The sequence below is a fragment of the Azospirillum sp. UENF 111221 genome, assembly GCF_058780625.1.
Genome location: NZ_JBSNCH010000002.1, coordinates 42,157 through 56,704, shown reverse-complemented (window position 1 = coordinate 56,704; position 14,548 = coordinate 42,157). Strand labels below are relative to the sequence as shown.

General features: G+C 66.9%; 7 protein-coding genes and 1 pseudogene. 7 read left to right on the top strand and 1 reads right to left on the bottom strand.

The window, feature by feature from the left end:
• Positions 1-12: 12 nt before the first annotated feature.
• The 7 genes and pseudogenes from ACWPN3_RS04730 to ACWPN3_RS04700 all read left to right on the top strand — a co-directional run bounded on the left by ACWPN3_RS04730 (position 13) and on the right by ACWPN3_RS04700 (position 13,563).
• On the top strand, positions 13-720 hold the full coding sequence (locus tag ACWPN3_RS04730) for a C40 family peptidase (protein ID WP_492243518.1): 708 nt from the start codon (positions 13-15) through the stop codon (positions 718-720).
• Positions 713-5,227, top strand: coding sequence for a TipJ family phage tail tip protein (gpJ, locus tag ACWPN3_RS04725; RefSeq protein ID WP_492261145.1), 4,515 nt, complete (start codon positions 713-715; stop codon positions 5,225-5,227). Before ACWPN3_RS04730 ends, gpJ begins: the two co-directional genes overlap by 8 nt.
• Positions 5,228-5,287: 60 nt before the next feature.
• Positions 5,288-5,749: a carboxypeptidase-like regulatory domain-containing protein gene (locus tag ACWPN3_RS04720; protein ID WP_146207964.1), complete on the top strand. Its 462-nt coding sequence runs from the start codon at positions 5,288-5,290 to the stop codon at positions 5,747-5,749.
• The gene (locus ACWPN3_RS04715) at positions 5,746-5,955 is read left to right on the top strand and encodes a hypothetical protein (protein WP_109095265.1); all 210 of its coding nucleotides are present in this window, start codon (positions 5,746-5,748) and stop codon (positions 5,953-5,955) included. The genes ACWPN3_RS04720 and ACWPN3_RS04715 overlap by 4 nt, the downstream gene beginning before the upstream one ends.
• Before the next feature lies 1 nt (position 5,956).
• Positions 5,957-10,240 (top strand): annotated as a pseudogene (locus tag ACWPN3_RS04710) (LamG-like jellyroll fold domain-containing protein); the annotation flags it as partial.
• Between the two features lie 358 nt (positions 10,241-10,598).
• A complete protein-coding gene (locus ACWPN3_RS04705; RefSeq protein WP_492261144.1) occupies positions 10,599-12,908 on the top strand; it encodes a LamG domain-containing protein in 2,310 nt (769 codons plus the stop codon).
• Between the two features lie 148 nt (positions 12,909-13,056).
• A complete protein-coding gene (locus ACWPN3_RS04700) occupies positions 13,057-13,563 on the top strand; it encodes a lysozyme (protein WP_492243521.1) in 507 nt (168 codons plus the stop codon).
• 65 nt (positions 13,564-13,628) lie between these two features.
• Here the strand turns inward: ACWPN3_RS04700 and ACWPN3_RS04695 are convergent, their stop codons facing one another.
• Positions 13,629-14,540, bottom strand: a complete 912-nt coding sequence (locus ACWPN3_RS04695; protein ID WP_492243522.1) for a recombinase family protein — start codon at positions 14,538-14,540, stop codon at positions 13,629-13,631.
• Positions 14,541-14,548 lie beyond the last annotated feature (8 nt).

Genomic DNA, 14,548 nt, shown 5'->3' with positions numbered 1-14,548 from the left:
AGCAAGCAGCGCATGTTCACCGCTGACGCCATCCTCGCGATGAAGCGCCATGCCCTGGCCGACTATCCGCGCGAGAGCTGCGGTCTGGTGGTGGCCGGCACCTACCGGCCCCTGTCCAACTGCGCCGCCGACCCGGCGGCCCATTTCCGCATCGACGATGCCGACTACCTCGCCCATGCCGGCGCCATCGACGCCATCGTCCACAGCCATCCGGACGGGCCGCTCCACCCGTCGGCCGCCGACATGCGCGGCCAGATCGACAGCGCGGTCCCCTGGGCGATCCTGGCCACCGACGGGGAACGCTGCTCCGATCCGATCCTGTGGGGCGACGGCGTGCCGGTGCCCGATCTGCTCGGCCGCGAGTTCCGCCACGGCGTGACCGACTGCTACGCCCTGGTGCGCGACTGGTTCCAGCTGGAGCGGGGCATCCGGCTGCCGGATTTCCCGCGCGACGACGAATGGTGGCACGCCGGCAAGAACCTCTATCTCGACCATTTCGCCGATGCCGGCTTCTCGGTGGTCCGTTCCGGCGAGGCGGCGGCCGGCGACGTCGCGCTGATGACCGTCCTGTCGCCGGTGCCCAACCATGCCGGCGTCGTCCTCGACGGCGGCCTGCTGCTGCATCACCTGCCGCGCCGCCTGTCGCGCCGCGAACCCTTCGGTCCCTGGCACCGGCAGATCGTCCACATCCTGCGTCATAAGGATCTCGCTCATGGCTAGGATCCATCTGCACGGCGCGCTCGGCCGCCAATTCGGGCGCCTTGCCGACTATCAGGTCCGCGACGCCGCCGAGGCGATCCGGGCGCTCGCCGCCAACCATCCCGATTTCGAGAAGATCTTCCGCGAAGGCTCCTACCGGCTGGTCCGCGGCCCGCGCTCGCGCGGCGGCATCGACCTGACCCTCGACACCCTGACGCTCGGGCTGGGCAACGCCGACCTGCACATCATCCCGGTTCCGGCCGGCGCCAAGAACGGCGGCGCCGGCAAGGCGATCATGGGCGCGCTGGTGATGGTCGTGGCGGTGGCTGCGTCTATCCCCTCGGGTGGGACCTCTTTGGCGTTGGGCGCTGAGGTCACGATTGGAGGGGTCGGCCTCAGCGTTACCTATGGCTCAGTTGCACTGTTCGGCGCGTCGATGATGCTGTCCGGCATCAGCCAGATGCTGTCGCCGACCCCCAAGGCCAACCTGCCGGACAGCAAGCAGAGTTATTTGTTCTCCGGCCCGGTCAACGTGACCGAACAGGGCGGGTCGGTTCCCCTGGTCTATGGCCGCTGCTGGGTCGGTTCGACCGTCATCTCCTCCGGCATGGATACGGAGCAGGTCGGAACCGTCCAGCCCCAGCCGGCGGCATCCGCCGTCACCGCCGTTTCGGCTGGAGGTCCGGCAGGAGGCATCCAGGGGGCCAAGGGCGGCGGCAAGTCCGGCCGCGGCGGTTCCGGCGCCACCGAGGATCCCAACAGCCTGCAATCCGCCGCGACCGCCCGGGTGATCGATCTGCTGAGCGAAGGCGAGATCGCCGGGCTGGTCAATGAGGGGAGGAGCATCTACTTCGACGGCACGCCGCTGATCGCCTCCGACGGGACGGAGAATTTCAAAGGCGTGACCTGGAAAGAGCGCCGGGGCATTCCCTCGCAGGAGCCGATCAGCGGTTTCACCGCCAGCGAGACCACCGTCGCCGTCGGGAGCGAGGTGAAGAAGGCGGCCCCGGTCGTCCGCACCATCCATGGCGACGAGGTCGACGCCGCCCGCATCGTGCTGCGCTGGAATGCGCTGACCGAGCAGGACACCTCCAACGGCAACCTGCACGGATCGGCGGTGCAGTTGACCATCGAGGGGCGGGCGGCCGACGGCCGTTGGAAGGTTCTGGTCAACGATACGGTGACCGGCAAGACGACCAGCGCCTATGAGCGGTCCTACAAGGTCGGGCTGCGCGAGCTGGGCAGGAGCCCATATGACATCCGCGTCACCCGCGTTACCGACGATCCGCCCCGCACCGCGATCCAGAACAGCTTTTCCTGGTCGCACTATGCCGAGATCGTCGAGTCCAAGTTCGGCTACGACAATTCGGCGCTGGTCGCGCTGACGGTCAAGGCCGAGCAGTTCGGCAACTCGATCCCCGAGCGGGCCTATGACGTCAAGGGCCTGAAGATCCGGGTCCCCTCCAACTACGACCCGGAGACGCGGAGCTATACCGGCCAGTGGGACGGCAGCCTCAAGACCGCCTGGAGCGACAACCCGGCCTGGGTGCTCTACGACCTGCTGACCAACAGGCGCTACGGCCTGGGCCAGTCGATCTCCGCCGAGGCGGTCGACCGCTGGTCGCTCTACACCATCGGCGTCTATTGCGACCAGCCGGTCAAGTCGGGCCGGACCGACACCGGCGGCCGCGATATCATGGAGCCGCGCTTCACCTTCAACGGGGTGATCTCCGGCCGGACCGAGGCCTACCGCGTTCTCCAGTCCATCGCCTCGACCTTCCGCGGCCTGATCTTCTGGTCGGCCGGCGGCGTGCTGGCCCGCGCCGACATGCCGGCCGACCCGATCAAGCTGGTCACCCCTGCCAACGTCATCGGCGGCAGCTTCACCTATTCCGGCACGGCGCTGAAGGCCCGCCACACCGCGGCGCTGATCACCTTCAACGACCCCGACGACGGCTACCGCCCGACGGTCGAGGTCGTCGAGAATGCCGGGATGATCCAGCGCTACGGCTGGCGGCCGATCGAGGCGACGGCCTATGGCTGCACCCGGCGCAGCCAGGCCCGCCGCCTCGGCCTGTGGATGCTCGACAGCGAGCAGCACGAGACCGAGACCGTCACCTACCGCTGCTCCTTCGACCATCTCGACGTCATGCCGGGCGACGTGGTCAAGCTGGCCGACCCGAACTGGGCGCTGGTGCGCACCGGCGGGCGGCTGGTCGCCTACGATCCGGAGCGGCAGGTCGTCACCCTCGACGACACGGTGACGCTGGAAGCCAACCAAAGCCACGTGCTGGCACTCACCCTGCCGGACGGCCGGCTGGTCGACTGTCCGGTCCGCCGCCCGGTGCTTGAGGACCACACCACCGGCCAGCTCGTCATCGACGCGGCTCCGCTCGGCGGCGCGGTGCCGCAGCCGCATGCGGTGTGGATCCTGACCGCCACCAACCTCGCCCCGCGCCTGTTCCGGGTGCGCGCCGTCACCGAGAAATCGCCCGGCGTCTACGAGGTCACCGCCCTTCTGCACGAGCCCGGCAAATATGCCCGGGTCGAGGAGGGCGTGCAGATCGAGCCTGTGGCGACCCAGAGCGCCGCCAACGCCATCCCCTCCCCCGCCAACCTCGCGGCGGTGGAAAGCGCCTACTGGGTCAACGGCCTGCCGCAGGCCCGGCTGACCGTCAGCTGGACGCCCAGCGACGATGCCCGCATCGCCGGCTACCGCGCCGACGTGATGACGCCGGGCGGCCAGTGGCAGGAATGGAAGGTCACCCGCGCCGGCAGCTTCGACATCGAGCCGGCGGCGGAGGGCGTCTACACCCTCCGCATCACGGCATTGGCCTACGACAAGCGCCGTTCGGTGCCGGCGGAAATCCGGGCCACGGTGCACGGCAAGGGCACGCCGCCCGGCCAGCCCGCCGGGCTGGTCGCCAAAGGCGGGCTGCGCCAGATCGCCCTGTCCTGGGTCAATCCGCCCGACACCGACCTCTCCCACATCGAGGTGCTGGAGGGGGCGGCGAACGACCTGTCGGCCGCCGCCGTCATCGGCACGGTCAAGGGCAACGCCTTCGTGCGCGCCGGGTTGGGCGGGCTGGTCACGCGCTACTACTGGGTGCGCGCCGTCGATCTCGGCGGCAATGTCGGCGACGTCAATTCCAAAATCGGCACCGGCGCCACCACCGAGCAGATCTCCCACGACGACCTCGCCGACAAGCTGGTCTCGGAATCGAAGCTCGCTCCCTTCATGGCCGAGCGCATTGCCGGGATCGAGAAGATCGCCGAGACGGTCACGTCGGGTCTGGTGCGCGTCAACGACAGCTACGGCCGCATCCGCAGCGAGATCGGCAAGCGCGAGGCCGACGTCGCGGAGGTGAAGGCGGATGTCAGGCAGGTCCAGGACGACACGCAGTCACTGGCGAGCCGGGTCACCACCGTCGCCGCCCAGTTCGACGGGCAGATCGCCACCGTCAAGGAGGAGCTGACCGCCCTGGTGACGGCGGACGAGGCGACGGCGACGCGCATCGACACGGTGATCGCGGCCTGGGACGGCAATTTGGCCGGTGTGCAGGCGAAGCTGACTGCGACGGCGAACGACAGCCGGACCAATGCCGAGCGGATCGACAGCGTCGTCGCCGGCTATGACAAGAGCCTGGCCGGCTATGACAGCCGCATCACCGCCAACGCGACGGCGACCGACGCGTTGACCACGCGCCTCGATACGATCGGTGCATCGGTCGATGGCGTGAAGGCGGGGCTGACCAGCGAGCAGACCGCCCGTGCCGACGCCGTCGGTGCCCTTGCCAGCCGGATCGACAACGCGTTCGTGGCGATAAAAGATGCTTCAGGGTCTTTTCAGGAAAGCGTCAACCTGGCGGTTACGGAGGCTAAATCCGCTGTCAGCAAGGTAAACATTCTCAGCGGCACGGTCGGCAATCACACCTCGTCCATCGAGCAGGTCTCGAAAGTAACGAACGGCCTGTCGGGGCAGTGGACGGTCAAGATCGACAACAATGGCGCCATCAGCGGGTTCGGTCTTTCCTCGGACCCGGCCGATGAGAGCGGGGTGCGATCCGAGTTCTATGTGCGGGCCGACCGTTTCCTGATCGGCATTACCGGCCCCGGGGGCAGCATCGACCATCCCTTCGTCATCGGTCGGGTGGATGGGGTGCCCCGCATCTCCATGTCCGCCGCCTTCATCCAGGACGCCTCGATCGACAGCGCGAAGATCAGGGATGCAACGATCTCCAGTGCGCACATTCAGGATTCTGACAATCCGGGGCCAGAAGATCGAAGACTTCGCCACATCCAATATGAATGCGGCGCAGGGGGTGTGGGACGCGACCGTCGGTCTTCAGACAATCGGGAAACGTGTGCTGATCACCGCAGTGCGTGGTTGGCAGATCGACATCGTTACTGGCTACGGTGGCGGCGAGAGCAGTTCAGAGATCTGGTCTCCATCTTGGGTTTCCGTTGCCTATGCGTGGATAGAGCATCCAGGACCAGGTTATTACACCTGGAAAACAGCAACATCTGACGCCTATGGGCGAAATCCACGCAATTTCTACTGCGCAATCTCAGCAGTGGAGTTGAGGAAATGACTGTATCATTTAAAAAGACCAAGAGAGAAGCTCCGCCGATCATCCAGAATGGTTCTGGCGCAGCTTCAGAGCAAAATGAAAACGTAAGCTCTTCCTACGTTTTCTATAAGCCGGAAACTGGTGAAATTCGGCAAACCGCCTGCATCGGGCCGCTGGAAGTGCCGCATATGCATCTTCCGGGCTGCGAGCGGTTGCAGGCGAAGGGTTCGGTCTTCGAAGACTACGTCGATCTTTCAGGCTCCGAACCCGCGGTACTCTCGCGTCCCGAAATCGAGAGTCTGGACGCTCTGCCCATTCCGGCGACCGTGACCGTCACCTGCCGCGCCTCCGGTGCGGTCGGCACCTACAGGGTCGAGGATGGCAGCTTCGATTACGACGATCTGCCCGGCACCTACGACGTACGCGTCAGCGCCTGGCCTCATCATGACGCCCATTTCGTTCTGGAGATCACGCCATGAAGGTGATCCCAGTCCGCACCCGCGACGAGATCGCGAAGCTGCGCCAGCAGGCCTACCTCGCCGCATGGCCGGCGGCCCGGCAGCTGGAAGCCCAGCAGGACATGCTGAACGGCGACCCCGCCAAATGGGAGCGCATGCGCGCCGACTTCTCGGCGATCCGCGCGCTCTACCCCTATTCCGACACGACCCCCAGCGAGGAGAACTGACATGGCCGGCTGGTATCGCCAAGGCACCGTCGCCCTGACCCCCGGATCGGCCGCCGTCGCCGGCGCCGGCACCATGTGGATGGGCGTCGTGCGTCCCGGCTCCGCCTTCACCACCGACGGCAGGACGCTCTACGAGATCCGTGAGGTTGCCAACGACCACACGCTGACCCTCGACCGCCCCTGGGAGGGCGAGACGGCGGCCTCCTCCCCCTATGCCGTCATCGCCGCGTCGGCGACCCTGTCCAATGCCGAACTGGCCGGCGAGATCGCGGCGATGGTCGCGAAATGGGCGGTGCGCGAGGACCAGTATGACGACTGGCTCGGCGGCTCCCCGAACGGCGGCCCGAATGCCGACGGCAAATATCCGCTGACCGACAGCAAGGGCATCACCCGTCTGGTCGAAAGCCCGGCCCGCCTGCTCCAGCTCCTCGACGACGGGGTGGTGGAGCATGCGGCACAGATCATCGCCGCCATCGAGGACGATGTGGCGACGGCGCGGCAGGCTGCCGCCGACGCCAAGGCGGCGATAACGGTCGTCGGTGCCGACCGGCAGGCCGTGGCGCAAGCCGCCGCGACCGTCGCCGCGCAGGCCGGCGAAAGCACCGCTGCCGCCGCGACCGCGACCGCCAAGGCGGCCATCGCCGTCCAGCGTGCCGATGAGGCCGCCGGCAGTGCCGCCGCCGCCGCCGGGCTGGAGGCATCCGCCACCGCGGCGCTTGCCGCCGTGGAGACGGCGCGCGACATCGTGCTGGAGGCGCGGGTCGAAGCCGGCACGGCGGCAACTGGCGCCCTGTCCGCCAGAACGGCGGCCGAGGCGGCCCGCGACACCGCGACCGCTGCGCGGGATGCCACCCAGCAGGCGCGTGACGCGGCGGTGGCGGCACGGACGCAGGCACAGGACTGGGCGGTGAAGACCGACGCCCCGGTCTCCGGCAGCCTGAAGTCGGCGCTGTCCTACGCCCTGGACGCGGCTTCCCAGGCAACCGTCGCCACCGGCAAGGCGACGGAGGCCGCCGGCAGCGCCGCCGCCGCCGCCGAGAGTGCCGCCGGTCTCGACAGTGCGGCAACCGCTGCGCAGGCCGCTGCCGCCGCTGCCGCGACCGGCGCCCAGACCGCGAGCGCCAAGGCCGCCGCCGCCGCCATCTCCGCCGACATCGCCCGTTCCGCCGCGCAGCAGGCGGAGGCCGCCGGGACCGCCAGCACCACGGCCAGGACCGCGGCGGAGGCGGCCCGCGACAGCGCAGTCTCCTCCATGACGGCGGCGCAGGTCGCGGCCTCCCAGGCCGGTCAGTCGCAGACCAACGCCGCCAACAGCGCGCAGACGTCGGCGACGGCGGCGGCGGACGCGATCTCGGCCAAGTCCGATGCCACCGCCGCCCGCGATCTGGCTGTCGCCGCCCGCACGGAGGCGCAGGGCGCCCGCGATCTGTCCCAGGCCTTCGCCCAGGGCGCCGTCGGCTATCAGCCCAGCCCGGGCGTCTATTCCGCCTTCCATTGGTCGGAGCAGGCCAAGGGCCATGCCCAGACCGCCGCGACCATCGTCGGCGGCTCCAACTTCGGCATCGTCGGCGACGGCGCCTCGCAGCGCTTCGCCGCCGACAACCCCGGCTCCCTGCTGAACCTCGTGCAGGCCCCGGGCGGCAAGCTCACCTTCAGCCCGGGCAACCACGCGGTCTCCTTCGGCTTCGATGCCGCGACCGCGCCGGTGGCGGCATCCGGCAACATCACCGCCGGCACCGTGCAGGGGGCACTGGAGGAGATCGACCACCGGCTGTCCACCCTGTCGCAGGACAGCATCGCCAACGGCGGCGGCTCGGTTCATGTGACGGAGGACGGAGCGGTCGAGATCGTCCCGGCCACCGGCCGGACGGCGAGCTACAAGGGCGGCGAGCTGCACAGCACCGCAACCGCTTACGGCAAGGCGCAGACGGATGCCGCCATCGCCGCCATGATCGCTGCCGGGCAGGCGGCCGGTGCTGCCAGGCTGACGACGCCCCGCACCATCGCCCTGTCGGGCGGGGCGACCGGCACGGCGACCTCGTTCGACGGCACCCAGAACATCGCCATCCCGGTGACGGCGGTGGCGGCGTCTGCGCTGACCGGCACCATCGACATCGCCCGTCTGCCGGCAGGCGCGCTGGAACGCCTCTATCCGGTCGCCAACGACACCGAGCGTTTCGCCTTGACCACCGCCCAGGTGCAGAAGGGTGACACGGTGCAGGTCGGCGGCACCGGCGGCCTGATGTATCTGGTCGTCGACGACAGCAATCTTGGCAACGCGGCGGGCTACCGGGCCTACACTGCGGCACGCGCTTCGGCGGTGGACTGGTCCGGGGTGGAGAGCAAGCCGGCTCTGCTGACCTCCCTCGCCTCGCTCGACAGCACCGCCGGCGTGCTGGTGCAGACCGGGGCGGGCACCGGCGCCAAGCGCACCATCGGCGTCGCCAACGGCACGGACATTCCGGATCGCGCCGCGGCGGATGGGCGCTATGCGCAGCTTGCCGCCAACAACGTTTTCAGTGGCACGCTTAACATTCAGAACTCGGGTTCGATGGAGGCGCTTCACATCGCCAACACGGCGGGGACGAAGTACACCTTTCTCGGCTGGAACGACACCGGGAGCTACGGTAGGCTCGGGGCTTACGGTTCAAGCGCTTGGCAGAACCTCGTCATTTCCGAAGGCGGCTCGTTGACCGCCATCGGCACGACCGCGCTACCGACCGGCGGGTCGAAGCTGAACGTGGCTGGCGGTATCCAGATCGACGGTATCCCGGTGTTCAAGGCGACGGATGCTTCCACCAACTCCACCGCTTACAGCCTTGTGCAGCGCGGCGCCAACGGGGAAACCTACAGCGGCAACGTCTATTCTAAAGCCGCCTATGAGTGGCCGCTGACCGGACAGTTCTCCGGTAACACTGCCGGATCGCGTGCCCATGTGCTGTCGGCCCGCTCTCGCGGCACGGTCGCTTCCCCGACCGCTGTACAGTCCGGCGACAGCCTGGGCGGCGTCGGCGTCGGCGGGTACGACGGCAGCGGTTGGACTTATGGGTGGAATGGCGGCGGTGAGTTTACCTTGGCCGCTGTCGAGAATTGGACGACCACCGCCAAGGGGGCGAAATGGGTGTTGTCGGCAACTCCGGCAGGGTCAGTCACTCCAACCACCATCGTGGAGATGTCGCCTAACGCCGCCGACTTCAAGGTTAACCCGACCGTCAACGGCACCGCACTGCTGAAATCGACCGATGCCGATGCCAATGCTACCGCCAGCAAGATCGCCATGCGCGATAGTGGGGGCGGTGTGGGTGCGTCTGTTTTCAACATGGTTGGCACGGCACCTGCGGTCAACGCCTACAACTCCGCCGCCGCCGTCGACAATCGTCTTTGGCAGACTGTCGTCAGCGGTAACACGCTCCATCAGCGGGTCAACTCCGATGATTGGTCCAGCTATGCGGACTACTTGACGGTAACACGCAGCGGCGTTTCGGTAACTTCCATCGACTTCAAGGCTCAGCCGACCGTCAACGGCGCTCCGCTCGTCACCAACAGCGCCACCAACACCGTTACCAAGTCGGCTGTCACGCTTCTTCCCGCCACCGGCACCCTCGACGTTCCCGCCAAGTCCATCCTGGGGGTGTACAGACAGTTCGTCGGCCAGACCTTCAACGTCGATTACAACACCGAGGCGCAATACACGCAGGAGAACGCCGCCACTGGCACCGATCAGGTCGGCGGCCAGTTCCAGCTTTACAACACAGCCGGCGCTCAGATCGATAGCGCCACCAAGCTGCTGATTCACGCCGATGGTGCCAACGGCTCGACCGAGATCATCGACGAGCGCGGCATCACGCCGTTCGGCACCCATTGCGGCTGGCTCGACGGGGTATCCTCGTGGAAGATTCCGCAAAGTCACAAGACAATTTTCGGCACTGGTGACTTTACCTACGAGTTTTGGTGGAGAACCTCTGTCGCGTCCTCGGGAATGCTGCTCGACACGCGAACCGCATCGGCGACGAGCAATCTATTTCTCTACTATGATGCTTCGTCGAGCAAGCTCCAGTTCAACTTTGGCACCAACGTCAACAGTGCCACCAGCATCGCGCTTGACACATGGTATCACATCGCCGCGGTTCGCCGCGGTGGCGTGTTGACTCTCTACATCAACGGTTTGGTGGACACCACGCGCCCGGACAGCACCTCTCAGGGCCTCGGTCCGATCCTGCTCGGAGCGCAATACCAGAACGGCCTTGCCAACCCCTATGGCTGGCTGGACCAAGTCCGCGTTTCCAAGATCGCCCGCTACACCGCCAACTTCACGCCCCCGGTCGCTGCCTTCACCACCGACGCCGACACCGTCCATCTGTTCAGCTTCGACGACGGTCATGGCGGGCAGGTGCTGAAGGACCGCGCCAACAGCGGACGCTCTGTCCTCTGCCGTTCGGGGCTCTCCACGGCGCAGGCCAGGTTCGGCACGTCGAGCGCCTACTGCAACCAGAGTGATGGTGGTGGCGGCGTCTTCGTCGGCGAGTACGACAACAAGTTTCATGCCGATCTCGCGTTCGGATCGGACGACTTCACCATAGATTTTCGAGATCTACCCGATCAGTTGGACGAGCAACACCGGCAGTGTTTTCGGATATTCGGTGATGGGCACCGGGTTGTCGTCCTTCGGCATTCGGGCGACGACGACGACCGATCAATACAAGCTGGTCTACAGCACCAACGGCACCACTCAGATCGACAGCCCCGGTTTCACCATCGCCACCGGCGCATGGTCGCATGTCGCCGTTACCCGCAGCGGCCCCAATCTGTACATCTTCGTCAACGGTGTGCTCCAGGGCTCGGCGATCACTGTCGGCGCCGCCAGCCTGTTCCACGGCACCAACCCGTTCTGGCGCTTCGGCGAGTTCTACAATGCCGGTTATCTCAACGGCTATATGGACGAAATCCGTCTGAAGCGCGGTGAGGCGGTGTGGACATCCAACTTCACGCCGCCGACCGTTCCGCACGTTGCTGACGCCCGCACCGTCCTGCTGTTGCACTTCGACGGGGCCAATGGCGACAAGGTCACTTTGGACAGCAGCGGGTCCAGCTACGGCGCCAACGCCTTCGGCGACGCCATCACTCCCGCCCTGGCCTTTGCCAACGTCTCCCTCAGCGCCGCCCAGACCCGTGGCGGCCACAGCACCTCCCTGGCGATGGCGGGAGGATCGGGTAATGCCCTCTCGATTTCCTTTGCCGCCCCGAGCGCCGGCCATCCGCTGTATTTTGGCGCCAACACCAAGTTTTGCATCGAGACCTGGATGTATTTTGCCAGTTTCTCGACCTCGCCGCAAATTCTCAACATCTCGGACGCTGGCGGCACGGTGGGCAATTCCATGCAGCTATGGGCGGTCACGGACGGCACCCTGCGCTTCAACGGATGGGGCAGCGGCGCAATGGTGCTGTCCAACGCCGCGATGGCCACCGGCTGGCACCATATCGCCTTGGTTCGCGATGGTCTCGGCTGGTACGTCTACGTCGATGGAACCAGGTCCAACCTGCTGGCGGGACCGCAACTCAACCCAAGCTATCTGAACGCGGTCTATCGCCTCTGCATCGGCTCCTATTGGGACGGTGCGCAGGCCATCCTCAACGGCGCCATCGACGCCATCCGCGTCACCAACGGCCAGCCGCGCTATACCGCCAACTTCACCCCGGCAACGTTGGTCGCCGACGACATGACCACGCTGATGTGGGAGTTCAACGGCGCGGTCGGCCAGAAGTGGGTCAAGGAGCTGTCCGGCAACAGCGCGATGATCGCCGCAAACGGCAATGCCCGCACGGTGAAGGACGGCGTCTATCTGATGCCTGCCCTGAGTGCCAATGGCGGCCCGAAGAATGGCACTGCCCGCGCCAGGTTCGGCACCGGTGGCGTCGAGTTCGCCTACACCGGTGCTGGCGGGGCGCACCGCTATGACATGCGCGGCGCGCGATGGATGACCTGGATCGGCGGTGTCGACAGTACCTTCACCATCGACGCCTGGGTTTATGTCACCGCGTCTTCGACCAACGTCATCGCGCAGAAATACGACAGCGGCAACGGCAACGGCGTCGAAACGTGGCAGCTGTGGATCAACGCAGGCGGAAACCTTCCGCAGTTCCGTTGGCGCGATGCCGGCGGCAGCACCCGTACTTTGACGGCCAGCACCGCCATTCCGCTGAACACTTGGAAACATGTGGCGCTGACATACACCCTGCTGGCGAACGCTGGAGCCGCGACCGCAGTGTTCTACATCGACGGCGTCAGGGACGCCTCGCTGTCCGACACCATGTGCCGCAACGATGGCGATGGAGGTTTCCTGAGCCTGTTCAACGATTGCAACGGAACGGCCCCCTTCTGCGGCACGCTCGACGAGATCCGCATGAGCAACACCATGCGCTGGACTTCCAACTTCACTCCGCCAACCATCTCCTACGGCCAGCAGTACGTCACCGGCCCGTTCTATGTGGCGACGCTCGACAGCAGCCGCATCGACGTGTCGGACTGGAGCACGATCCATTCGGCGACGATCACGCAGACCACCCCGCCCGGCACCAGCATCAAGTGGTTGGTCAGCTTCGACGGCCGGGCGACGTGGCGGAAGTGGGACGGGGCGGCCTGGGTTGTCGTGCCCCTCAACAGCGGGGCCAGCATCGACACCAACGGCAACGATTATCTGACCCTGCAGAATGCCCTCAAAAACCTGAATGTGGAGAGCTACGGCACCATCGACTTCGCCTTCTCGCTGAAAACGGCCAACGCGAACGTCTCGCCCAGCGTCGATGCGGTGACGTTGGCCCGCGACGAGTACGAACTCGGGGCCGCCAAGATCGACTACACGATCAAGCGCAACGGTGCGGCCGGGGCCGAAATCCACCGGATCACCAACCTGAAGCCCTACCCGGTCAACGTCGTCTACGACTACGTCGCCTGACGCGGGGCCTGACGCGGGTGGTCCCGGGGCCATCCCCGGGACCCTGGCCCCGATCCGGTGAAGCGCTGTCGCCCTGACGGTCCCGGCAGCGCTCCGCCGGATCCGCTCCCACCCTGTCTCCTCACCTATCGCCCGGGAGTCCCGATCCATGCCCGATCCGATCTGCAAGGCCGCCATCGACCTTGTGAAGCATTTCGAAGGCCTGTCCCTCGATGCCTATCTCTGCCCGGCCGGCATTCCGACCATCGGTTACGGCCACACCGCCGGCGTGACGCTCGGGCAGAGCATCACCGCCGAAAGGGCCGAAACGCTGCTGTCCCGCGACCTCGCCGCCGCGGCGGCCGTGGTCGACGGGCTGGTGGCGGTGTTGTTGACCGGCGGGCAGCGCGGTGCGCTCGCCAGCTTCGTCTTCAATCTGGGACGGGGCAATTTCCAGTCCTCGACCCTGCTGAAGCGGCTCAACATGGGGGACCATGAGGGGGCTGCCGGCGAGTTCGGGCGCTGGGTCTACGCCACCGTCAATGGCAGGAAAACGCAGCTTCCAGGGCTGGTGAAGCGCCGGGAGGCCGAGGCCCTGCTGTTTCGTCACACTCTCTTCCTGACCAGGATCGCCGCGGCCGATCCGATGCCGCAGGCCCTCGACGATCCCGCATGATCCCGTGCTTTCCCCCTCGTCGCCGGTCCCGCCGCCAAGCCGGGGCGCAGAAGGCTTGCCGCCCGCTACGCCCCTTCCGATCCTCGCACCAACCCCTGATCCCTGGCGCGATCCAACAGGTGTTTCACCGACGACCGGCTCCAGCGCAGGCCGCCGCGCGGCGTGCGCTGTCCCATGCTTTGCAGCCGCCGCGCGATGCCATCGAGCGTGATGCCGGGCTCGGCCCGCGCCAGTCCCGCCACCATCAGCATTAGGTCGTTGCTGTCGACCCGCTTGGGTGCCGCATCGAGAAGGTTCTGACGAACCAGCCCCCCTGTGGCCAGCCGGCGGATGGCGCGGATCAGGCTGTTTGGTGTCCATGGCTTGCGGTCCCACGGCCGGGTCCGCCCCTGCGCCTTCAATGCCCGCACGACCTGATCCCATGGTGCCGCCGGGCGCAGAGCCTCGACGGTCGGCAGAAACTCCTGGGCGTGCGCGACGACCAGCTCGTCGCGAGCGGCCTCGCGGCCCTGCCGTGCCTTTTCCAGCGCCGCCGGGTCCCGTCGGCGCAGGCCGGGATTGCCGGGCTCCTTCCCCCTGGCCACCGCGGCCCTGAGCCCGGCGATCGAGCGCTCGCGGATCAATGCCCGTTCCAACTCGGCCGCAGCACCGAGAACCTGCAGGGCAAAGCGTCCCTGCGGGCTGGTGGTGTCGATCGGGTCGCCCAGCGATTTGAAGGCCACGCCGCGCTGCCCCAGCCCGTCGATCACCTCCAGCAGATGGAACAGCGACCGTGCCAGCCGGTCGATGCGCGCCACCACCAGCGTGTCGCCTTTCTTCAGGCTGGCGAGCGCCTTGGCCAGCACCGGCCGGTCACGGTCGCCACCCGAGGCATGCTCCTCGAAGATGTGCGTGCAGCCGGCCTGCTGCAGGGCGAGCAGTTGGGAGTCGGTGGACTGGTCTTCGGTGGAGACGCGGGCGTAGGCGACGAGGGCCATCGGGATGT